The 21,895-nt window shown below is 43.8% G+C and carries 17 protein-coding genes and 1 tRNA gene; 13 read left to right on the top strand and 5 right to left on the bottom strand.

Going from position 1 to position 21,895, the window contains the following annotated elements; all coding sequences use genetic code 11:
* Positions 1–75 precede the first annotated feature (75 nt).
* From HBAL_RS08200 to HBAL_RS08190, 3 genes are all read left to right on the top strand, one after another.
* Positions 76–1,008: a GIY-YIG nuclease family protein gene (locus tag HBAL_RS08200; protein WP_015827474.1), complete on the top strand. Its 933-nt coding sequence runs from the start codon at positions 76–78 to the stop codon at positions 1,006–1,008.
* Positions 1,009–1,079: 71 nt separating this feature from the next.
* Complete coding sequence (locus HBAL_RS08195; RefSeq protein ID WP_015827473.1) at positions 1,080–2,720, top strand: site-specific DNA-methyltransferase; 1,641 nt, start codon at positions 1,080–1,082, stop codon at positions 2,718–2,720.
* Positions 2,720–5,371, top strand: coding sequence for a DEAD/DEAH box helicase (locus tag HBAL_RS08190; RefSeq protein WP_015827472.1), 2,652 nt, complete (start codon positions 2,720–2,722; stop codon positions 5,369–5,371). The genes HBAL_RS08195 and HBAL_RS08190 overlap by 1 nt, the downstream gene beginning before the upstream one ends.
* 290 nt (positions 5,372–5,661) lie before the next feature.
* Here the strand turns inward: HBAL_RS08190 and HBAL_RS08185 are convergent.
* A tRNA-Ser gene (locus HBAL_RS08185) sits at positions 5,662–5,751 on the bottom strand.
* Between the two features lie 399 nt (positions 5,752–6,150).
* On the opposite strand from HBAL_RS08185, the gene HBAL_RS08180 reads away from it, so the two are divergent.
* The 7 genes from HBAL_RS08180 to HBAL_RS08150 all read left to right on the top strand — a co-directional run bounded on the left by HBAL_RS08180 (position 6,151) and on the right by HBAL_RS08150 (position 12,929).
* Positions 6,151–7,335 (top strand): septal ring lytic transglycosylase RlpA family protein, encoded by a 1,185-nt coding sequence (locus tag HBAL_RS08180; protein WP_233356654.1) that lies wholly within the window; start codon positions 6,151–6,153, stop codon positions 7,333–7,335.
* Positions 7,336–7,478: 143 nt separating this feature from the next.
* A complete protein-coding gene (locus tag HBAL_RS08175) occupies positions 7,479–8,621 on the top strand; it encodes a D-alanyl-D-alanine carboxypeptidase family protein (RefSeq protein WP_015827470.1) in 1,143 nt (380 codons plus the stop codon).
* A gap of 3 nt (positions 8,622–8,624) precedes the next feature.
* Entirely contained in the window at positions 8,625–9,260 is a 636-nt protein-coding gene (gene tmk, locus HBAL_RS08170) for a dTMP kinase (protein ID WP_015827469.1), read from the top strand.
* Positions 9,257–10,234: a hypothetical protein gene (locus HBAL_RS08165; protein ID WP_015827468.1), complete on the top strand. Its 978-nt coding sequence runs from the start codon at positions 9,257–9,259 to the stop codon at positions 10,232–10,234. Before tmk ends, HBAL_RS08165 begins: the two co-directional genes overlap by 4 nt.
* Entirely contained in the window at positions 10,231–11,013 is a 783-nt protein-coding gene (locus HBAL_RS08160) for a TatD family hydrolase (RefSeq protein ID WP_015827467.1), read from the top strand. The genes HBAL_RS08165 and HBAL_RS08160 overlap by 4 nt, the downstream gene beginning before the upstream one ends.
* Positions 11,013–11,828 carry an MBL fold metallo-hydrolase gene (locus tag HBAL_RS08155; RefSeq protein ID WP_015827466.1) on the top strand — a complete coding sequence of 272 codons (816 nt, stop codon included), beginning with the start codon at positions 11,013–11,015 and terminating at the stop codon, positions 11,826–11,828. The genes HBAL_RS08160 and HBAL_RS08155 overlap by 1 nt, the downstream gene beginning before the upstream one ends.
* 186 nt (positions 11,829–12,014) lie before the next feature.
* A complete protein-coding gene (locus tag HBAL_RS08150; RefSeq protein ID WP_015827465.1) occupies positions 12,015–12,929 on the top strand; it encodes a 1-aminocyclopropane-1-carboxylate deaminase/D-cysteine desulfhydrase in 915 nt (304 codons plus the stop codon).
* Here the strand turns inward: HBAL_RS08150 and HBAL_RS08145 are convergent.
* A complete protein-coding gene (locus tag HBAL_RS08145) occupies positions 12,923–13,396 on the bottom strand; it encodes an Lrp/AsnC family transcriptional regulator (RefSeq protein WP_015827464.1) in 474 nt (157 codons plus the stop codon). The genes HBAL_RS08150 and HBAL_RS08145 overlap by 7 nt on opposite strands.
* Positions 13,397–13,546: 150 nt before the next feature.
* On the opposite strand from HBAL_RS08145, the gene putA reads away from it, so the two are divergent.
* On the top strand, positions 13,547–17,230 hold the full coding sequence (putA, locus tag HBAL_RS08140; RefSeq protein WP_015827463.1) for a bifunctional proline dehydrogenase/L-glutamate gamma-semialdehyde dehydrogenase PutA: 3,684 nt from the start codon (positions 13,547–13,549) through the stop codon (positions 17,228–17,230).
* Between the two features lie 56 nt (positions 17,231–17,286).
* Here the strand turns inward: putA and HBAL_RS08135 are convergent, their stop codons facing one another.
* Both HBAL_RS08135 and HBAL_RS08130 read right to left on the bottom strand, forming a co-directional pair.
* Positions 17,287–19,452, bottom strand: coding sequence for a TonB-dependent receptor (locus HBAL_RS08135; RefSeq protein WP_149037386.1), 2,166 nt, complete (start codon positions 19,450–19,452; stop codon positions 17,287–17,289).
* Positions 19,453–19,519: 67 nt separating this feature from the next.
* Entirely contained in the window at positions 19,520–19,819 is a 300-nt protein-coding gene (locus tag HBAL_RS08130) for a hypothetical protein (protein ID WP_015827461.1), read from the bottom strand.
* A gap of 232 nt (positions 19,820–20,051) precedes the next feature.
* Here HBAL_RS08130 and HBAL_RS08125 point away from each other — a divergent pair, with 232 nt between their 5' ends.
* Both HBAL_RS08125 and HBAL_RS08120 read left to right on the top strand, forming a co-directional pair.
* Entirely contained in the window at positions 20,052–20,294 is a 243-nt protein-coding gene (locus HBAL_RS08125; protein WP_015827460.1) for a MoaD/ThiS family protein, read from the top strand.
* 3 nt (positions 20,295–20,297) lie between these two features.
* On the top strand, positions 20,298–20,759 hold the full coding sequence (locus tag HBAL_RS08120; RefSeq protein WP_015827459.1) for a molybdenum cofactor biosynthesis protein MoaE: 462 nt from the start codon (positions 20,298–20,300) through the stop codon (positions 20,757–20,759).
* A gap of 219 nt (positions 20,760–20,978) precedes the next feature.
* Here HBAL_RS08120 and HBAL_RS08115 read toward each other — a convergent pair whose 3' ends face one another.
* Positions 20,979–21,800, bottom strand: a complete 822-nt coding sequence (locus HBAL_RS08115; protein ID WP_015827458.1) for a UDP-2,3-diacylglucosamine diphosphatase — start codon at positions 21,798–21,800, stop codon at positions 20,979–20,981.
* Between the last annotated feature and the right edge of the window lie 95 nt (positions 21,801–21,895).

Raw genomic sequence — 21,895 nt, 5'->3', positions numbered from 1 at the left:
ATCTTATGGCTTTTGGGTAGCCATACCACATAGATTCACTTTATCAATTTCTGATGGACTTAATAGGGGGATTTGATGAAGGGCCGTTCAGTACGTTTGTTCCTTGTTGATGGAACACCTACAGGCTTAATCACAGCGGAAGTCATGAATTGGGTAGGGCATGTTCTCATGACGCCACGCTCACGATTGGTCGATGCTTTAGCAAGAGAAGAAGCAAGCCGAACAGGTGTCTACATTCTCCTTGGAGAAGATCCAGAAAATCCAACACGAACGAAAGCCTATATTGGTGAAGGGGATAACATCGCCAATCGAATAAAGGCGCATGCAAAAGATGAAACTAAAGATTTCTGGACGCGAGCTTGCCTGATTTCCTCAAAAGATAAGAATCTTACAAAAGCACACATTCGCTACCTTGAAGGCCGTTTGATCGACAAAGCGATCCAGGCAGGGCGTGCAGATCTAGCGAATGGAACAAGCCCCGATATAGTGAACTTCCTTCCAGAATCCGATGAATCCGATATGGAGTTTTTCCTATCTCAGATAGAGGTCGTTTTACCTGTTTTGGGGGTAGATATATTGCGTGAGCGCCCTAAGGTAAGCTTGTCTACTGACACGACGACCAGTCTACAAAAAGATGTGCAATCTCCTCACATACTAGCTTTATACCTAGAATCAAAAAAGCATGGCTATCGAGCGCAAGCTATAGAACAAGATGGTGAATTCGTTGTATTGAAAGGTTCAACGGCGCTTGCTGATCCGCCACATACTTCTGATGGCTATGCAAAATTGCGCATAAGCCTAATTGAGAATAATACACTCGCCAGCAGTGAGCCTGACAATGGTTTATTGGTGTTTCTACAAGATGTTTCATTCAACAGCCCTAGTGCGGCTGCGTCGGTTATCAGCGGTCGTAATTCAAATGGTCGCTGGGAATGGCGGCTGATGGATACCAACCAGACTTTGAAAGATTGGCAAATCCAGCAACTTGAAAGCAAACTCACAGATTAAGATCAAAGTGAACTTGCCTGAATCATCGGTTTGTTTCAGACCATTTACCATAGATATTATAAGGGAATTTTATGCCTGTATTGGATTGGATCGGTAAGAAAGCTGTTGTGAACCATCATCGTGAGGTGCCGTATCGCCTTGTGCATTGTGATGGGGAGTTGTCAGCGGGTGATCCAGATGCAGGCAATTTGTTGGTGCAGGGCGATAATCTGGGGGCGCTCAAAGCGTTGCTTCCCTATTATGCAGGCAAGGTGAAATGCATTTATATCGACCCGCCCTATAATACGGGGAATGAAGGCTGGGTTTATAATGACAATGTGAACTCGCCTGAGATTAAAGCTTGGCTAGAAAAGACCGTTGGCAAGGAAGGTGAAGACCTATCTCGTCATGATAAATGGCTATGCATGATGTATCCGCGCTTGCGCCTGCTGCGGGAATTTCTGCGGGAAGATGGTGCTATTTTTGTAAGTATTGATGATGATGAAAATCACCGTCTACGGGTACTTTTGGACGAAATTTTTGGATCTCAGAACTTCATTGCTTCACTGATCTGGCAAAAAAAATATGCTCCTGCGGGAGATGCTAAGTACTTCAGTGATGATCACGATTATGTACTTGTTTATGGAAAACATAAATCGCGCTGGGTTCCAAACAAATTGGCGAGGACCGAAGAACAGAATGCCCGTTATTCCAATCCAGACAATGATCCGCGAGGCCCTTGGAAAGCGGACAATTATGCTTCAAATAAAAACAACACAGAGCGCCCCAATGGATGGTATCCAGTATTGAACCCGAATTCGGGTGAAGAGGTTTGGCCTTCCTCTACTGCTGTTTGGAGGTATCCAAAATCTACTTTTGATAACCATGTTGCGGAGAATCGGATATGGTGGGGTGTAACAGGAAACAACCGCGTGCCTGCTTTTAAGCGATTTCTCAGTGAAGTTGGTGGGATAGTGCCACGTACCGTAATGTTGCATGGAGATGTTGGGCATACGCAATTTGCAAAGCGTCAAATTCTCGAAATTTTTCATGGTCAGGATGAAATTTTCGCCACGCCGAAACCATCAACTTTGATTCAGCGTCTGCTAGAAATCGGTTCAAATCCCGATGACCTAATCCTCGACTCTTTTGCAGGTTCAGGCACAACAGGCCACGCTGTGCTAGACCTCAACAAGCAGGATGGCGGCAATCGCAAATTCATTCTGGTGGAAATGGATCAAAAGATTGCACCTGATGTGACGGCAGAACGCCTCAAACGTGTGATTCATGGCTATGATAAGGGGGGTGACCCGGACAAGCCCGTAGAAGGCCTTGGCGGTGGTTTCCGTTATTGCCGCCTTGGCGTGCCCTTGTTCAATGAATTTGGCGATATTGATGCAGAGGTCAATTTCCCTGACCTTGCTGCTCATGTTTTCTTTGCCGAAACGGGTGCGCCTATCCCGCAAAAAGCCAATACCAATTCACCCTTCCTTGGCACCCATCAGGATAAAGCAGTTTACCTGTTATTCTCCCAAGCCATGCAGGGCTTTGCCCGCGAAGCCGATGGCAATGTGTTGACGCCTCAAGTGCTCGCAGACTTACCCGCGCCACCCGAAGGCTTTGACGGCAAACGTATAGTCTATGCTGAAGGCTGCACAGTCTCTGAAGACACATTGAAAGAGGCCAATATCAGCTTCAAACAAATCCCTTATCAGATTGAAGGGGGCGCATAATGGCCGCCGTCAATTTTGAACTAAAAAACTATCAAAAAGAGTCACTTGGTAAGTTTGAGCAGTATCTTGTTGATACTGAAGAAATGGGAGCAAACTTAGCTTTTTATAAGCTTACCAGTTTGCCTTATAGAGATGCGCCGAACATTGCAGATGGTACGCCTTATGTGTGTCTGCGCGTGCCAACAGGTGGCGGTAAAACACTGATGGCTGCGGTATCTGTCGGGATTGCAGCAAAGTCTCACATGCAGACGCCAAATCCAATGGTGCTTTGGCTTGTGCCGTCTACACCGATTAAATATCAAACGCTTGCAGCGCTTAAAAATGTAGATCATCCATACCGAGCGGCATTGATGGAACAATTTGGCCGCAACGTTTCTGTGATGGATAAAGATGAAGCGTTAGCTATGTCTCGCGCGGATGCTGAGGGCGGGGCGTGTATTATTGTATCGACCATCCAATCTTTCAAACGCGACGATAAAGACGGCCTTAAAGCCTATCAGGATTCCGGCGCATTGATGGATCATTTTTCGGGCTTGAAGGATGAACAAACCGAACATTTAGAGAAAGTTGAAGGCACGCATCGCCCGATAGCTTCGCTGGTAAATTTGCTACGCTTGCATCGCCCGATGGTCATTGTAGATGAAGCACACAATGCGCGCTCGGCTTTGTCATTTGATACGCTGGAAAATTTCCACCCGTCTTTGATATTAGAATTAACCGCGACGCCTCAAACTGAATATGAGCCTAAAAAAGAGAAGTATCCGTCTAATATTTTGCATTCAGTATCCGCCGCCGAATTAAAAGCGGAGCAAATGATCAAATTACCTATCCGTTTAACCACGAATAGTGATTGGCAAAAAACAATAGGGGCTGCTTTAGATTGCCGTCATTCTCTTGAGGAAGCGGCGCAAGCCGAACGCGCCGAAACCAAGGAATATATCCGTCCTATTATTTTGTTTCAGGCACAATCTGCAAGCAAGAATGATCCTGCACGAATAACGTACGATGTCATCAAAAAGCACTTGCTAGAAGACAAGCTAATCCCTGAAGATCAAATAGCGGTGCATACAGGGCCTGAGAAAGATCTGGACGGCCTTGATGTGCTATCTGAAGATTGCGACGTGCGTTACATCATTACGCAATCCAAACTAAAAGAGGGATGGGATTGCCCGTTTGCTTATGTGTTGTGTTCTGTTGCAGAGCAAAGGTCTGGAACGGCAGTAGAGCAAATCCTTGGCCGCATTTTGCGAATGCCAAAAGCAAAGCGTAAAACAATTGATGTGCTCAATAGAGCTTATGCCTTTGTGGCTTCCGCTAATTTTAATGCGACCGCTGAAGCACTAAAAGATGGCCTTGTAGAAGGTTCAGGTTTCAACAAACAAGAAGTAAACGAGCTTGTCACTGATAACAGTGATTTAGGATTTGACCGCTTTCGAAATGAAACAGATTTTGAGTCAGAGCCTGTAGAAATTGATCATACACCAGTTGTAGAGGTTCAGAAAAAGATTAGTGAACTTCCAGTACGGGTGCGCGCACGTCTTTCTTTCAATGAAGAGAAAAATACATTTGTTTATAAAGGCCAAATGAGCAAAGAAGACAGAAACCTTGTTCAATTGAAAATGGCGAATGTTGCGGGTGCTGATAAAGCTATTGATAGATTGTACCAAGAGACTAATGGCTATCAGCGCTCACAGGCGGCGGATATAGATAAGCCTCCGTTTATCGTCCCAGGCTTGGTTTTTAGTGAACAAGGTAAGCTAGAACTCTTCAAACGCGATCATTTCTTAGACTTACCTTGGCGATTAGATGAATGCGACGCGACCTCTATTTTAGACAGATTTACACTACGTTTGGATAGTAAACGTGGTGAATTGGATGTGACGCAAAAAGGCAAAATGGAAATACGTTTCATTGACCGTATGCATGATGATTTGCTTGCTGTGGTGCATGAACCGTCTTGGAATATTCCGCGATTAGCTAATTGGATCGATACGGGTATCAAAAAACAAGACGTGACCAAGCCTAGTTCTGTCATGTTTATGAAAAAGGTTTTGGATGCGCTAATCTATCAAGGTGGTTTTACGCTGGATGAACTAGTACGCAATAAATTTGATCTTCGTCGTGCTGTTTCAGATTTGATTGGTGATTTGCGTGAAGTGCGAGAAACGCAAAACTATAGTGCATTGTTTAGCGTCGATGCTTCAAAGTTTGCTGTTAGTGCCGAAGAAGGCGTTATTTTTGACGAACAAACCTACGCCTACAATCAACCACACAAAGGTGGGTATCGCTTCCAAAAGCACTACGCTACTTTGATTGGTGATCTAAAGGATTCTGGTGAAGAGTATGATTGTGCAAAATACTTAGACCAAATGGATGCTGTGCAATATTGGATACGTAATGTTGAACAAAAGCCAAATTCATTTTGGCTGCAATTGCCTAAGTACAAATTCTATCCAGATTTTGTCGCCCTATTAAAAGACGGTCGCATTCTTGTTGTTGAGTATAAAGGTGCTTACCTTTACAATGATGATGATGCTAAGTCTAAGCGTTTTATCGGTGAAGTCTGGGCGAATGCAAGTGAGGGCAAATGTTTGTTCGTTATGCCTACTGAACGACGCTTTGATGAGATTGATAAGATAGCAGGAGTGTAGGAACCCATTTAGCTTGTTGCGAATGTGGTTTCTTCTCTGAATTGAGCTGCCTTCAGTAAAAATTGTCAGGAATACTATAAGTTAATCACAATTTTTGATCTTAGAGCGGTGTTAGAAAACCGTCTGCGAAGACAATCGTACCTTGGCGAAGCGATCTTAACCTCAACAAAATGAACAAATCGATAAAGTACAGCGTTCAGCACACCACAACTATGGCTAACCCTATGGTTTACCCTGTCTATCATGAAGTATAGAAAATAATTTATAATCAACAACTTAAATACAAGTTATGGCGGAGAAGGAGGGATTCGAACCCCCGGAACCCGCAAAGGCTCAACGGTTTTCAAGACCGCCGCATTCGACCACTCTGCCACTTCTCCGAGGCGCTGTTCATACATAAACTAATTTTATTTGCAAAGGGAAATCTTACTTTTTTTTCTAAAAAGATAAAAACCACAAAACGCTGTTAATCATACTCTTGAGGAAAAACGTCGAAACGAGGCTATCAAAGCCCAATAGCTGTTAACTTATATAGTTAAAATTTAAGACCGTCTTATTAAGGTAAACGCACTGGTAACCATACAGGTTATCAAATTTGGGCATAAAATTAACTATTAATCCAATTTCCTTTGTTATGTTTACTTCATACCCGCCGAAAGAGCGGAGAGTTTGAGGAAAAAATTCCCGAGCTCGCCTTTTAAAACAAAAGGAAGACCAGACCGATGGCAAGAGCCGCCCAAACACGAAACGCAATGCGTTTTTGTATAGTAAAGAGAGTTGTGCTTAGCACAGCAGTAATTGTTTCAGGTGTTATAGCGCCTGGAGCAAGTGCTGAAACCTATAATGGAGTGCCAATTACTTTTGTTGGCAGTTCTCCTTCAACTCCCCAATATATGCAGATTGCCTCCGCGCCAACAAGTTCAGCAAAAGTGCAGGGCGGCTCTAAGCGAATTGAATATAGGTATCCTGACCAACCTAATATGTCATATGGAAAACAGGGGCCGCGTTTATTGGGAAATAATGCCAAGCCGATTGCCTTTGCTTCTGCGACAAGCGCTATTTCTCGTAACCAAGCGCAAAAGATTAGCGGCTCGTCATACGTGGCTCCAAGTGGTGTGCTAAACAATTCTGCTGCAGCGCCGAATCGTGGATTGAGAGCCGTAAAATTGGCCTCCACACCTCCAGCAGGGTTCGCAAAACAGAAAATCGGTGCTCCGTATGAAATTCAAGGACGATGGTATGTGCCGTTTGCTGAGCCAAATTATGATGAAGTCGGCGTAGGGTCTTGGTATGGACCGCAATTTCACGGGAAAGATTCTGCTGTCGGTGAAGTCTTCGATCAAAACGCTCTGACTGCCGCACACCCAACGCTGCCTATTCCAAGTTTGGCGCGTGTTACAAACCTAGAGAATGGCCGTAGCGTCGTCGTACGCATAAATGATCGTGGACCGTTTGTTGACGACCGTATTATTGATTTGTCTAAACAATCAGCGACTGTTTTAGGATATAAAGACAACGGCACAGCCAAAGTTCGTGTTCAATATATGGGATACGCGCCAGAGGCTCACAATTCCATTCCAGCGAAATACGTTGAGGAAGCACGCCAAACGCTTGCAAAAGGAAAAGCTGAGGCACCAGCAAATCCCATGTTGATGAAAGCAAGTTATTCGCCTCGCCCAATACAACGCCAGATGATGCCACTTCAACAAGCTTCACTTCCATTGTCTTTTTCTAATCAAGAGAAATATGTCCTTCAGGCAGGTGTGTTTGGTGAATTGGCCAATGCTCACCAATTACGTGCGAAACTTCACACTTACGGACAGGTGTCGGTTAAAGAAACGCGAATCAATGGTCGCGACATGTTCAAAGTCTTTGTCGGTGAATGGCAAACACGCGATCAAGCGGTTAAGGCCAGAGCAAATCTGGCTGGTAGCGGCTTTGAAACACTGATTGTGTCCAACTAGACAGATTTTTGTCAAAACATACGCTTCTTTCAGCTGGAAACATTGACGTTTCCAGCTGAACTGATTTTGTGTGCCTTATAAGGTTGCTTTTGGTCAGCCGTCCCTGTCTATGCGATCGTATAGATTGAGTATAAAGGTTTCACATGCGCATTTTTTCTGCATTCATTGTTAGTACATCCCTCCTGCTTGGAAGCGTTTATACGCCAGCCTATGCCGATGCTCTGAATACGTCAGCCGATTATGCTTACATTATGGATGCTGATACCGGCATGGCCTTGTATTCAAAAGATGGCGATACGCCATTTATCCCCGCGTCCATGACCAAGATTATGACCGCGTATATTGTGTTTGAACGTATTCGCGATGGCCGGCTTACTCTCGAAGATGAGTTTGTTGTATCTGAAACAGCGTGGCGTGAAGGTGGAGCCGCTTCTGGTGGTTCTACGATGTTTTTGGAGCTTGGCTCAAAAGTATCGGTTCGCGACCTTTTGCGCGGTGTGATCATTCAATCTGGAAATGATGCATGTATCGTAATTGCTGAGGCGATCAGCGGTTCTCAAGAAGCCTTCGCTGAAGAAATGACGCGGCGTGCCCGCGAGTTGGGATTAGATAGTGCTACGTTTGAAAACCCTACTGGGCTCTACTCAGACAATCACCGCATAAGCGCTGCAGACCTTGCACAACTTGCTTATCTTACAATCAAGGATTTTCCTGAATTCTACGCTTTGTATAGCGAGAAGGAATTTACTTGGAATGGAATCCGTCAGCCAAACCGAAACCCTCTATTGGGCGAAGTTCAAGGTGCTGATGGCTTAAAAACCGGACATTTAGAAATTTCGGGCTATGGCCTTGTTGGATCTGCTGTTCGGGATGGAAAACGCCGGATTATTGTTCTCAACGGCCTGGATAGTATTGCAGAGCGTGCATCCGAAGCTCGTCGAGTTATGCGGTCGGCTTTTGTAGATTTTAAAGTGGTTGAAGTCGTACAGCCAGATCAGATCGTGGGTGAGGCAGACGTATTCCTCGGAAAACAAAAAACTGTAGAACTTAAGGCCATTGAACTTATGAAGGCCGCTCTACATGCCGATTCCATTCGCGATATAAAGGTTGAAGTGGTTTACAACGGTCCACTTAAAGCGCCTCTATCCGAAGGTGATGTTGTTGGTGAAATAATCGTGTCAGCACCAGGCATGCAGGATGTAAGAGCACCTGCTGTTTTGGCACAATCGATCGCTAGAAAAAGTCTATTTGAGCGCGCTTTGGTCGGAATGGGGCTTGGTGGCTAGAACATGAACCTTGGACGATTTGTTACGCTCGAGGGTGGTGAAGGTGTTGGTAAATCAACATTAGCCTCCAATCTACAAAAAAAACTATTAGAGTTGGATATAAAGTGCCTGCTTACGCGGGAACCAGGTGGTTCGCTTGGTGGTGAGGCTATTCGCAACATAGTCCTTAATCCGCCACATCATCAGGATTGGTCGCCGTTGACACAAACGCTTTTGTTTTTTGCCGCGCGTTGCGATCATTTGGAAAATGTTATCAAGCCAGCTCTATTGCGAGGTGAATGGGTTATTTGCGATCGTTTCACAGACTCAACCCGTGCCTACCAAGCCGTAGCCGGTGGCGTTGATGATCATGTTGTCAGCACATTGGATCAGCTAGTTGTAAATGAGCAACAACCCGACCTTACGCTTTTATTAGACATGCCGCTGGAAGTCTCGGCGAAACGACGGATCGAACGCAATGGGCCACAAGATGCATTTGAGAAACTACCTCAATCTTTTCATGAAAATGTTAGGCAAGCATTCTTAGAAATAGCAGATAGGTATAAAGATCGATGTTATGTTTTAGACGCATCAAATTCAGTTGATCAGGTGACGGCTGAAGCTTTAGAGCTAATATGTAAGCGGTTTTCTGTTCAATGAGTGAAATAGACATAGCTTCATTTGGGCCCGTAATTGGTCATGACGATGCACAAGCAGAAATTCTTGAAGCTCTACGTTCAGGACGCATGCATCATGGCTGGATGTTTACTGGCCCACGAGGCATTGGGAAGTTTCGTACAGCAATGCAGTTTGCTGCAGCTTTATTGTCAGGTGAAACAGGTACACTAGATATTGATGAAGCTAACCATACAGCACATCTAATGTTGAATAATTCACACCCAGACCTTCGAATTGTCCAACGTCCTTTTGATGATAAAGGAAAACAAAAAGCAGAAATTCCTGTTGCGTCGATCAGGGATTTAATCAAATTTTTCTCATTGCGGCCCGCTATGGGAGGCTGGCGTATCGCTATAATTGATGCGTTGGATGAAATGAACCGCAATGGTGAAAATGCTCTTCTTAAAACCCTTGAAGAACCACCTGCACAATGCCTCATCATTCTTATAGTTCACGGAGAGGCGCAGGTTCTTCCAACGATAAAAAGCAGATGTCGAAATTTGCGTTTTAATCCATTATCAGAAGCAGAAGGCGTGACAGCTCTTGTAAACACAGGCATGCTTGAGGCTGATGCGAAAGATACACTCAGCTATGCTCCAGGCCGGCCGGGCATTGCCATGAAGCTAAAGTCTTCTGACGCACGTACTGCAGCGCGTTCAGCGAGAAGTGCTGCATCAAAGCCTTCTGGTATAGATTTTAGGCAATTGTCTGAAGTTCTCACAAGCGCGGCCAAATCTCCTGAAGCCTTTGATGCCGCGTTTAGCTCTCTATGTGCAGTGGCTTACAAATCTGCAAAAAATGCCGATGACGCATTATCAGCGGGAGCTTGGGCCCAAACGCATGAAAATCTAATTGCTTTAGCCGCTGAGACAAAAGCACTTAATCAAGATAAATCTCAGGCTGTCGCTAATGCGATAACTCAGATTCAAAGAACAGGACGTTTGGTAAGTCGATGAAGCCCACCTTATTTGATAGCCATATCAACCTTCACGGCGAACAATACGATGAAGATAGAGAAGAGGTTCTTCTGCGGGCGCGTGAAGCCGGTGTTTCTCGATTCATCTCCATTTGTGATAAATTAGAGAATTTTCCAACAATCCGTAAGCTCACAGACCAGCATAATGATATGTGGTGTTCAGTAGGTGTGCATCCTCATTACGCTAAAGATTACGAAGTTTTGACGAGCCAAGAGCTGATTGAGTTGGCCAATGATGAGAAAGTTTGTGGAATTGGAGAAACAGGATTAGATCTGCATTATGGCTATAGTGATATCCAATTGCAGGAAAAGGCCTTCCGCAAACACATTATAGCCGCAAGGGAGACCCAGCTTCCATTGATTATTCATAGTCGGGAAGCAGATGACCTTATGGGCGATATTCTAGAAGAAGAGATGCAAAAAGGTAGGTTTCAACCTCTTATGCATTGTTACACATCAGGTGCAAATCTAGCGCGATGCGCTACTGCACTTGATGCATATTTTTCGGTGTCTGGTATTTTGTCCTTTAAAAAAGCTGAGGATGTACGAGCAGTAGCTTTGGAGATGCCACTCGACCGTGTAATTCTTGAAACTGATTGTCCGTATCTAGCACCAACACCTTATCGTGGTAGACGCAATGAACCTGCATATCTAACTGAGGTCTGCAAAGCCTTCGCTAATCTACGAGGGTTGAGCTTTGAAGACGTCGCTAAGATAACGACGGAGAATTGTTTGCGATTATTTGGGCGGGTTAAATAATGTCCCAGAAAAGTAAAATACAGCTTCGAATTCTCGGATGCGGTTCATCAGGCGGCGTGCCGCGTATAAATGGTGATTGGGGCGATTGCGACCCGACAGAGGTCAAGAACCGACGTTCAAGATGTTCCGTCCTAATACGAAAGTGGAGTGACAAACATTCAAAGCCCACTCAGGTGTTGATAGATACATCACCGGATATGAGAGAACAGCTCCTTGCGGCAAATGTAAAAAGGCTAGACGCCGTTGTGTACACGCATGATCACGCCGATCAATCCCATGGTATTGATGACTTAAGAGCTATAGCTTATTCCAACAAAATGCGGTTACCCGTCCACATGGATACGGCAACAGCAAGCACACTGATGACCCGTTTTGGCTATTGCTTTCATGGAGGCGGCGGATACCCATCTATATTAGAGGGCAAAGATTCTATCCGCGTTGGTGAAGTTCTCAATCTTGATGGCCCAGGCGGGAAGCTTGAGTTATTACCACTAGATCAAGACCATGGACGTATCAGATCTTTAGGTTTTCGAATGGGCCCAATTGCATATTGTAATGACACTGTGGGCTTGCCAGAAGATACTTTCCAAGCACTTGACGGTGTTGATACGCTCATCGTTGATGCTTTGCGTTATCATCAGCACCCGTCACATGCGCACTTAGATCTGGCGCTAGAATGGATAGACAGGGTAAAGCCTCGGATAGCTGTGCTTACGAATATGCATATTGATATGGACTATAAAACGTTACAAAAAGAACTTCCTGAGAATGTTATGCCGGCTTATGATGGTATGGAGCTAGAAGCCTCATACTAATTTAGCTGGGCGTCAACAAATGATAACTCGCTGTTTTTACTTGTGTCTATTATTCAAAATTGCACATAATGTAGATTATGCGTTTTGTTGTGGTGGCTAGAATATGATAGTCTACGGTGCAAGTTTCTTGATATAACTTATCGATATGCATTGGGTGTGTTTAGATGTTCTGTGAGACATAATTGAATGAATGCGACTATTCTAGATAAGCAATTGCACCTGACCAAGCTTATGCTAGAGCGACAAGCGATTGTTACTGAACATAAGTTCCAGTACTTGGATGATGCCTCCCCTGTTTATTTTTCAGCATATCGCAGCGACCTTTTAGGTAGATACCTATCAGGCAACAAAATATTCAAATTAGCTCCAAACCTACAAGAATACCTGACCACAACCCAATCCCACATTCCCGTTGCGACTTTTGGCGGCAGCCATTCAAATCATTTAAGAGCTTTTTCAGCTGCATCTAGACTTCTACGGCTACATTCAATTGTGTTTATGCGGGAAAGTCCAAATGGAATGCATAAGCCTCTAGCTGAGACGATTATCCAAAGAGGTTGTAAGCTTATTCTTCTGTCACCAGAGGAATATAAACACCGTGAAGATCAAGCATTTTTAGATAGCCTACACTCCAAGCATGGACCATTTCACCTGATATCTGAAGGTGCAACATCACCACTTGCCGTGAGGCATATCGCCAATGTTTTTGCGCCGTTCAAGAGCCAATTTTCTCACGCTTTTGTACCTGTTGGCCTTGGCGGAACATTGGCTGGAATTGTTGCTGGTTTAGGTGCTGAAACCAAAGTTATAGGTGTTTCAGCGTTAAAATCAGATTACAGCCTAAAAAGTCGAGTTGAAAACCTGCTAAGAGCCTCCAATTGTGAAAATTCTGGAAACTGGACGATTGATTACAATTATCACTTTGGTGGATTTGGGAAAGCAAAACCTGAGTTGTTGAATTTTGCATCCCGTTTTGAGGCTCAGACAACACTCAAGCTGAACCAAACATATACAATGAAATCTGCATACGCATTATGCTGTGAATTGCGGGATGCGAAGATGGACAGTCCCTTATGGGTCAATACATTCAACCCCTATTGAAAATCACTTTCAGGGATTTGTATCACAGATGTATCAATAATTTCTTCCATGACAGGATAACTATCGGTTTGGTTTACGTTTGGTAGCTCAGCGATGACACCGCCCAGCAATTCTCTAAATGCGTCCATGTCTGATGTCCGAATTTTCATCAGATAGTCATATCCACCCGACAGCATATGACATGCCAGCACTTCGGGTATATTCTTCACCGCAAGATTGAAACCTTCCAGCGCGGTTCTACGCGTGCTTTCTAGCTTTACCTGCACATAAACCAAATATCCCTTTTGAACTTTTTTAGGATCTATATCTGCGCGATATCCACGTATTACGCCATTTTTTTCCAACCGGCGAAGTCGCTGAAGACAAGGACTCTTTGTTAAATTAACAGCTGCGGCAAGCTCAACAATAGGTATTCGACCTTTTGTCTGTATAACTCGCAAAATGTCTCTGTCTTTCCGGTCAATCATTTTATCTCCTATCAATATCAAAGCCCATATGTAATGTTTTTTTATAAATAGCAAAACAAAAGGAATGCATATTGCTAAATATAGGTCCCTATTCCTTTTCAAAATATGAGATTATTTTTCGTTGCAAAATGCATCTCTCAGAGGTCGACTATGGATACCACATACACACAAGTTTCTCGTTCAAAACCCAATACTCATGTTTTTGACGATAGTTTTCTTGGGGAATTTTCTTCCCTTTATGCGGCCTCAGAAACTGAGGTCGTGCAATTTCTTTTAGCCCAGATTGATGTTACTGCTGATCAAAAGAGCAACATCAAGCAACGCACGATACAACTTGTAGAATCAAGTCGCGAAGATGCTGGAGATGGCGCGCTATTTGATCAATTCCTTCAGGAGTTTGGTTTATCCTCTACTGAAGGTGTAACGCTAATGAGATTAGCGGAATCGCTTATTCGCACACCAGACTTTGATAATAAAACATCGCTTCTAAGAGACAAATTAATAGCAGGTGATTGGAAGTCACACGCCGGCAATTCGTCTTCTTGGTTAGTAAATAGTGCGACTTCAGGGTTACGTTTGTCTTCAGCATGGATCAAAGCGTCTGGTGGTGTAAATGCAAATAACCTTGTCTCAAAATTAGGTGACAGGGTTTTATTGCGCGCTGTCCAATATGCAATGAACATGATGAGTGATCATTTTGTGCTTGGTAAAACAATTGGATTAGCGCTCAAAAAGTCCGCCATGTATGAGAAAAAAGGCTTTAGTTTTTCCTACGATATGTTGGGAGAAGCTGCACACACACAGGCAGATGCTGATCACTATTTCAAAAACTATCTAAATGCCGCCAATACTATCGCAAAAACGGCAAAAAAATACCCATCTTATAAAGAAGCGCCTGGATTGTCAGTAAAGCTGTCTGCCTTACACCCACGCTATGAGTCAGTGCAACGCCAAGAGTGTGTTCCCAAGCTAGTTGAAAGCGTTGGAGAAATAGCGCTCATTGCAAAGCAAGCCGGTTTTGGTTTGACGATTGATGCGGAAGAAACTGAACGTCTAGAAGTCTCTTTAGAGGTCGTACATGGCCTATTGAACAACCCGGCACTGCATGGATGGGACGGTTTGGCTGTGGTTGTTCAGGCTTATCAAAAACGATCGCAAAAAACGATAGAATGGCTGGTAAATACTGCTAGAGCAGCAAACAGGTGTATTTCAATTCGCTTAGTCAAAGGCGCTTATTGGGATATGGAAGTTAAACGCGCTCAAGAACTAGGGCTTGCCGATTATCCTGTGTTTACCCGCAAAGAAAACACGGATCTTTCCTATCTGGCGTGTGCACAACAATTATTCAAAGCAAATGACTGTATCTATCCTCAATTTGCCACACACAACGCTCAAACAGCCGCAGCTATTATCGAACTTGCCGGCAAGAGTAGAAACTACGAATTCCAACGCCTTTACGGTATGGGACCAGAATTGCATGCTATTTTGATGAAAGAAGCTGGCGTTAAAAGCCGCATATATGCACCTGTTGGAAAATACAAAGATCTTCTACCTTATCTTGTGAGACGATTGCTTGAAAACGGAGCAAACAGCTCATTTGTATACAAGGTATTAGACCCGAAAACACCTGCATCTTCACTGGCTGTTTCGCCGGAAAGTTTAGTGACAAAAAACATTCCAGAAATGAACCCCAAAATCCCTTTGCCTTTGGATCATCTCGGTTACGACCGCTTGGCAGCGAAAGGTTGGGACTTCACGCAATACCAAACAGCATCACAGCTTATGGCCACAACAAAACGCTATGTGCCAGAAGATGTTTATTCTATTATTGCAGGTAAAAAGGTTGAAGGAACACTGAAACCAGTCATCTCTCCAACACATGCAAGCAAACCAATATCTAATGCTCACTTTGCCGATAAAGAGACCTTGCAACAAGCTTTTGCTGCATGTCACCAATCGACTTGGAGTACGCAGTTTACACCTGAACAACGTAGTCAATGTCTATTAAAGGCCGCAAAACTTCTTGAGCAACGTGCAGATGCTTTCTTTTCCTTATGTGTTCAGGAAGCTGGTAAAACTTTACCAGATGCCATTGCCGAAGTACGTGAAGCGGTCGACTTTTGCCGATATTACGCCGGTGAAGCACTGACACCAAATATGCATTTACGTTCCCCTTTAGGAAATGTGCTTTGTATTTCTCCGTGGAATTTCCCTCTTGCTATATTTTTGGGGCAAATTACTGCGGCTTTATCGGTTGGAAATAATGTCATAGCCAAGCCGGCCGAAACAACGCCAATAATCGCAAGTGAAGCAATAGACCTACTTTATGATGCTGGCATCCCTCACGACTCGCTACACCTTATCATTGGTGAAGGGTCAACTATAGGATCTGCTCTCGTCGCGTCTGAAGAAATCCATGGTATTTGTTTTACAGGCTCCACCCAGACTGCCAAAAGAATTTCTCAGACTTTGGCAGTTACTAACCGTCCACTCACGCCGCTTATCGCCGAAACTGGTGGTCTGAATGCGATGATTATTGATTCAACAGCACTACTTGAACAATGTGTGGCTGATGTTGTTGCATCTTCTTTCCAAAGCGCTGGTCAGCGCTGTTCCGCCTGTAGAATCGTATGTGTTCAGGACAGCATTGCCGATGACTTTATAAAAATGTTGGCCGGAGCAATGGCTCTTCTAAATGTCGGAGAGCCTGCATATCTATCAACGGATGTTGGTCCAGTCATAGATCAAAACGCAAAAAACAAACTAACCTCATATTCTAATGAGGGAAAAAAGCGTTGGAAAGTTATTGCGCAAACACCTGTGCCCGAAGATCTTGATGGGTATTTTGTCCCACCAATAGCTTTTGAGATAAACGCCTTATCTGAACTAGAGGAAGAACAATTTGGACCAATTCTTCATGTTGTTAGGTTTGCGTCAGATAAATTATCCGCGACCGTAAATCAGATAAATGCACTGGGATATGGTCTGACAATGGGCTTGCATACGCGTATAGATGCGCGAGTGGATGAAGTTCGAAACACCGCTAAAGTGGGAAACCTATACATCAATCGCAATCAGATCGGTGCTGTTGTGGGTGTTCAACCATTTGGTGGAGAAGGACTGTCAGGAACTGGCCCTAAAGCAGGTGGCCCACACTACCTCTACAGGCTTTCAAAGCATAATCAGTTCAACGACTATACAAACTCTGAAACCTTCACACATGAATTGCCTGAAGATGGAGCCGATATTGATAAATTGGCGCTTACCAATGCGCAGATTGCTCTATCAAATTGGAGTATTTCTGAAGCCGAAGCGTTTATGACTCAATTCACCGAAGACCAGCACACCTATCTAGATGTTGAATCAATGTCTCATTTGCCATTAGTTCGACTTCCCGGTCCCACAGGTGAAACAAATGAGCTGTCATTACATCCACGCGGGGTGCTCGTGTGTTCTTCTGATCATGTGGAAATAACAGAGCTGCAAATCCTAAAAGCTTTAGGAAGCGGAAATGCAGTCATAGTTTGTGTGGATGATCTACAAAAAACACAATTGGCGGCTTTATTAGATAGTATGACATATTCAGGACTACCTGAGCATCTCATGACTTTAGCCTCTATAAATTCTCTGCCTAATTATCTGAAACAGGATATTCAAGGGGCTGTTATTGATGGTAAAAATCAAAACTCAGTCGCAAGTTACTTCTGTAAAAAAGCGGGCCCAATCCTGCCATGTCTATCTGCGCATGACGATGTTTATCGTTTTGTCGTTGAGCGCACGACAACAATCAATACGACAGCAGCAGGCGGAAACGCATCCTTGCTTGCGATGTAAAGTAATCTAAAATCGGGATACCCTGCTTAAATGGGTATCCCGATTGAAGTTATAATTTAGAGAACCATTCTAAATCCAAAGCGGAAATTACGACCCATATCTGGTACAATGTCTTTAAGAACAGATGTTGAATGTCTGATTTCTTCGTCAGTTATGTTCTGAACATCCAAGAATATCTCAGCATTTTGTAATGAAACACCCAATTGGGCGAGATCTATGCTGCTTTTAAAGTTAAGCGACGTGTATCCATCAGTGTCTAGATATCCCGCACCTGAATCAGTCTGGCTATCCGCCACAACAACATCTAAACCAACATTAAAGGCATTCCAGTTGGCATCTGCAGAAGCATTCAAAGTGAGTGGCGGCATAAATGGAAGGCTTTCACCGCTATCCAATTCTGCGTTCACATATTCAAGGCTGGATTTTAATTCCCAGTCTGCGTTGAATAAGCCGCTATTTTGGAAATGTTCGATATAGATTTCACCACCAGTAAATTCAGCGTCTTCTTGCGTGAAACTATAAACAGGGAATTCGTCAATTTCATCAACGAATACACCATCAACTAATGTTTCTTGAGGCGCAAGATATATGAATTGATCGAACTGGTTTACAAAGACATTTAAACCAATACGTGTCGCATCATTTTCCCAACGCAGCGCTCCTTCAATATTGATAGCGCTTTCTTTGTCTAGGCTTGAATCACCAATTTCAAACTGACTTGTCGCGACGTGTGGGCCGTAGGCATAAAGCTCATTCTCATTTGGTGCACGCTCGGAATAGCCCAATTGCCCACCTACAAACCAACCGTTTTCCCAATGCTTATGCGTTCCAACGGAAAAGTTGTAGAGATCGAATTCACGTTCGCCTTGAATATTGTTTTCAATTTGGGTCTTCTCATACCGAGCACCACCCTCAATTCCAAAACCGTTTTCCCAGTCTTTGGTTTCATATAAAAAGGCACCGATGTTTTGGTGACTTGTTGGCGTGATAAATGCTTCTTCTCCAAGAGACACCAAATCTTTTTCTGAGAATTGAAGTCCAAAAGCACCTTCAATCCCGTTGATTGAATGATCAATCTCTAACCGTGCTTCTGTACCTTCATTCTCAAACACTGAACCTATTTCGCCTGGAGCTTCAAACTCGGTATGCTCATAATCAGAATGAGAGGCAGTAAATAGAATTTTGGTTAGACCTGTGGTCCCCAAATTAAGGCCTGTGCGGATGTCTATGCGTGTTTGTTCTAAATCGATGAATGGAAGCTCTTCTTCGTGCTCGTCATGTCCCTCTTCTTCATGTTCATCGTGATCTTCGTCTTCATGGTCTTCATCGTCATGTTCTTCATGATCATGAGAGTGGCCAGGTATACCGTATGTTGAAGTTTGGTTGCGTACAGCGACTCCGAAAAACGCATTGGACCCAACCCAACTAACGCCCCCCGAAATAGTATTCGTTTCGAGAAAGGAATTTTCTAAAGAGCCGTATATTTCTTCCTCGTGCGCATCATGTCCTTCTTCTTCGTGGTCGTCATGATCTTCGTCCTCGTGATCATGATCCTCTTCAGTTTCACTCGCACGCAAACGCTCAGATTCAGCAAACCCCGGAATATCGTAATCTTCAAAATCACGTTGAGATGCAGAAAGAGCAAAAACAAAATTACCAGCTACGAATTTTGTGTTGGCAGCAAATTCAGATCCGTTATTCGCGCTGTTATACGCAGAGAAGGCTTCTGCGTTGAATTTCTTTTCTGGAATTTCTTCGGCAATCAACCCATCAATAACGTTTACGACGCCACCAATAGCCTGCCCACCATAAGCGAGCGCCGCTGGTCCTCTTAAAATTTCTATACGTTCCGCATCTATACCGTCAGATGCAACCTGATGGTCTGGTGAGGACGCTGATACATCAATTGTACCTATCCCGTTTGTCAGAACAAGAACGCGTTCTGCTCCTAGACCACGTAGTATTGGTCTGCTCGCTCCAGCGCCAAAGAACGATGTTGAAACACCCGGCTGGGAATCAAGTGTGTCGCCTAAAGTTCCTGACAGATTTTCAATCAAGTCTGCACGATCAAGCGATGTTGCATTGCCAATCAGCTCACTTGCTGCTCTGCTTGGTCCAGGGCCGGATACAATTATTACTTCTTGTCTTGAGGTGTCCTCTTGAGCCAAAGCGTGCGGGCATACCGACACCATGAGCATAGCAGCCCATAATGGTCTTTTCATTCTTAAATTCATTTTGTGATATTCTCTATTTTGACAAACAACTTTGCCATCAATTGGCAAAACGCAATTAGGTCAGAATAGATTGGGGCGGCCCTCGCGCCGGCGGCGCGCGTTCAGGTGGCCAGAGCCAGGACAAATTCTCTGTTGTTATCGGCGCGTTTATTTGAAGTACTGTTTTTACCTTGTGAACTACAGCGACAGGTGGATCGATCACTATTTCTTGAGATGAATAAGTCCCGATATCACAGAGCACGCCATCATGACTGTGTGAGTGGTCCCCGTATTTTGCCTCATGCGCGACACCTGCCGTTTGCACAAAGACAAACACAGTTACCAGCATTACCCAAAATCGGAACACAGATGCCATAAACCTACAATCAACAGAATTTAGATGTTATATTATAACGCTTGTTTTTGATGTATTACAAGACATTACTTCAATTAGACACCAAGCTAATTGGTGATTTAGCGAGATCAGATAAACATTTTTGTTTTTTACAGAGAAATGTAGCAAATATACATCTCGACGAAATCGACAGACACTGACAATAGCACCCCAAGCGTATGTTAATATCTTTAATCAGAGCATAGGAAGACGAATGACGACTATATTATTTTTTGGAAAAATATCAGATGTCATAGGCAGTCAGATTACATACAAATTTTCAGATAGCTCTTTAAATGTAGGTCAATTACGCTCACAATTAAGCACCATTCATGAATGTCCTGAGTTAAATGACCTTACTATACGTGTATCAGTGAATGATGAATTAGTTGCGGAGACGGATATGGTGAAACCGATCGACACAATTGCATTCCTTAGCCCTTTTTCAGGCGGCTAATCTATGAGTAATGTTGTAAAGTTGACGTCAAATTCTATTGATTGCCAAGCTGAAGAGCTTGAACTTTGGGAGCGCACTCAAGACTGCGGAGCTGTAGTCAGCTTTAAAGGAATTGCCAGGCCGACGACAAAGCAAGGCGAACCGCTCGACTTTCTTGTTTTACAAGCCCACCCAAGCATGACACTTAAATCTATGCAGAAGATCACTCACAGTGCAAACGAGCGATTTGATGTCAAACATTGCCAAGTTGTCCACCGACACGGCAGCATAGCCCCCAATGAAACAATTGTTTTTGTCGCTGTTTCAAGCGACCACAGACGTGAAGCGTTTCAGGCTGCGGATTACATTATGGACCGGCTTAAATCCGAAGCTGTGTTTTGGAAACGAGAAGAAGGTGCTTTTGGTCGCCGTTGGATAGAACCGACAAATAGAGATACAACAGATCTTGCTCGATGGAGTGACTGACCCACTCCGCTTGTTTTCATTGACGCTTGATTTTCCCAATATCACGCTCACAAAATGATACGAGATGGCTCATTGAAAGTTAGATTCGATTTGTCGAAATCCTTAATCACCAAATATGCACAGTGTTTCGGCAGTCAATCCACAATAAAAGCGCAGAGACGTGGAACAAAAACACCAATATATAGAAACAAATTTGTATCTAAATCATCCCAAAATACCCTAGCCCGCCACCTCTTTTAAGGGCTGCGGCGAAAGACTTTCTGTCTTCTTGAGATCATTTCGCATAAATTCCGGTTTTTGTTCTACCAGCTCCCAGCGACCGTCAAAATGCTCAACTAGCGCAGTACAGCTTTCCACCCAATCGCCATCATTCATGTATGCAATGCCGTCAATTTCTCGCATTTCAGCGACATGAATATGCCCGCAAATAGCGCCGTCAAACCCTTTGCGTTTGCAATAATCTGCGACATGTCCTTCAAAGCTATGGATATAGTTTAGAGCTTTTTTTGTTCGCTTTTTCAATTCGTTAGACAGCGACCAATATGGCAAACCAAAGTGGCGGCGCACCTGATTGAGTTTCGTATTCATTGCCAGCATGAAGTTATAAGCATTGTCCCCTAGAAACATTATCCATTTTCTATCAGACCGCATCATCCCATCAAACATATCACCATGAACCACAAGGTATTTTTTACCGTCAACGCCTTGATGGGTAATTCTATTTTTCACATCGATGTGACCAAAGCTCATGCCAAAACCAAGAAAGGCTCGAAGAAATTCATCATGGTTTCCAACGATGTAGACGACTTCTGTATCTCTCTTAGACGCGGTCAATATCCGCCGAATGACATTGGTGTGTGACTGCGGCCAAAACCATTTTTTTCGTAGGCGCCAACCGTCAATAATATCTCCAACCAGATATAATTTTTCACATGTGTTTGACTTTAGAAATTCACACAGCGCCTCAGCCTGACAACCTTCCGATCCCAGATGAATATCCGAGATAAAAATGCTACGGTATTTAGGTGAATTATTGCTCATGAAGCCACTGCATAAAGTGCTTCTGTATAAGTTTTATGACGTTAAGAATAATTCTCTGTACCAGGCTAACGAGGCATTATCTCTTAAGCTGGATA

The sequence above is a fragment of the Hirschia baltica ATCC 49814 genome (genome assembly GCF_000023785.1).
GTDB lineage: Bacteria > Pseudomonadota > Alphaproteobacteria > Caulobacterales > Hyphomonadaceae > Hirschia > Hirschia baltica.
This window is presented reverse-complemented; position numbering and strand designations above follow the sequence as displayed.

What these genes read in the sequence shown, in the direction of transcription:
- putA (WP_015827463.1), top strand. Translation starts at nt 13,547, where the DNA reads ATGGATACCACATACACACAAGTTTCTCGTTCAAAACCCAATACTCAT.
- HBAL_RS08125 (WP_015827460.1), top strand. Translation starts at nt 20,052, where the DNA reads ATGACGACTATATTATTTTTTGGAAAAATATCAGATGTCATAGGCAGT.
- HBAL_RS08190 (WP_015827472.1), top strand. Translation starts at nt 2,720, where the DNA reads ATGGCCGCCGTCAATTTTGAACTAAAAAACTATCAAAAAGAGTCACTT.
- HBAL_RS08195 (WP_015827473.1), top strand. Translation starts at nt 1,080, where the DNA reads ATGCCTGTATTGGATTGGATCGGTAAGAAAGCTGTTGTGAACCATCAT.
- tmk (WP_015827469.1), top strand. Translation starts at nt 8,625, where the DNA reads ATGAACCTTGGACGATTTGTTACGCTCGAGGGTGGTGAAGGTGTTGGT.
- HBAL_RS08155 (WP_015827466.1), top strand. Translation starts at nt 11,013, where the DNA reads ATGTCCCAGAAAAGTAAAATACAGCTTCGAATTCTCGGATGCGGTTCA.
- HBAL_RS08145 (WP_015827464.1), bottom strand. Translation starts at nt 13,396, where the DNA reads ATGATTGACCGGAAAGACAGAGACATTTTGCGAGTTATACAGACAAAA.
- HBAL_RS08175 (WP_015827470.1), top strand. Translation starts at nt 7,479, where the DNA reads ATGCGCATTTTTTCTGCATTCATTGTTAGTACATCCCTCCTGCTTGGA.
- HBAL_RS08130 (WP_015827461.1), bottom strand. Translation starts at nt 19,819, where the DNA reads ATGGCATCTGTGTTCCGATTTTGGGTAATGCTGGTAACTGTGTTTGTC.
- HBAL_RS08135 (WP_149037386.1), bottom strand. Translation starts at nt 19,452, where the DNA reads ATGAAAAGACCATTATGGGCTGCTATGCTCATGGTGTCGGTATGCCCG.
- HBAL_RS08200 (WP_015827474.1), top strand. Translation starts at nt 76, where the DNA reads ATGAAGGGCCGTTCAGTACGTTTGTTCCTTGTTGATGGAACACCTACA.
- HBAL_RS08165 (WP_015827468.1), top strand. Translation starts at nt 9,257, where the DNA reads ATGAGTGAAATAGACATAGCTTCATTTGGGCCCGTAATTGGTCATGAC.
- HBAL_RS08115 (WP_015827458.1), bottom strand. Translation starts at nt 21,800, where the DNA reads ATGAGCAATAATTCACCTAAATACCGTAGCATTTTTATCTCGGATATT.
- HBAL_RS08160 (WP_015827467.1), top strand. Translation starts at nt 10,231, where the DNA reads ATGAAGCCCACCTTATTTGATAGCCATATCAACCTTCACGGCGAACAA.
- HBAL_RS08120 (WP_015827459.1), top strand. Translation starts at nt 20,298, where the DNA reads ATGAGTAATGTTGTAAAGTTGACGTCAAATTCTATTGATTGCCAAGCT.
- HBAL_RS08150 (WP_015827465.1), top strand. Translation starts at nt 12,015, where the DNA reads ATGAATGCGACTATTCTAGATAAGCAATTGCACCTGACCAAGCTTATG.